This window comes from Neisseria sp. P0008.S010, assembly GCF_051962715.1.
Taxonomy (GTDB): Bacteria; Pseudomonadota; Gammaproteobacteria; order Burkholderiales; family Neisseriaceae; genus Neisseria; species Neisseria elongata.
In genome coordinates this window covers 1-280 of sequence record NZ_JBQCVA010000259.1, presented here as the reverse complement: position 1 = coordinate 280, position 280 = coordinate 1, and the positions used below count along the sequence as shown (strand labels likewise).

At 46.4% G+C, this 280-nt stretch carries 1 rRNA gene; it reads right to left on the bottom strand.

Annotated features, from left to right (window positions below):
• Positions 1-280, bottom strand: a 16S ribosomal RNA gene (locus ACTHSL_RS13490); the annotation flags it as partial.

The following is a 280-nucleotide window of genomic DNA, read 5'->3' as shown; positions in this document are numbered from 1 at the left end:
GACTACAGGGGTATCTAATCCCGTTTGCTACCTAAGCTTCCGTAGCTCAGCGTCTGTTGAAGCCAGAAAAGCGCCTTCGCCTGCTGACGTTCGTTCGCATATTGATGGATTCTACCCCTACTAAAGCGAACTTGCCTAAACCCCTCTCCAACACAAGATTCTTTTATTAAAAGGAATTCGCGTAGGAACTCTCCGCGATTTTGTCCAAGAAAAACAAGAAACCACCTACCTACCCTTTACACCCAATCAAAACGAATAACACCCACGCCCTTCGTCTTAC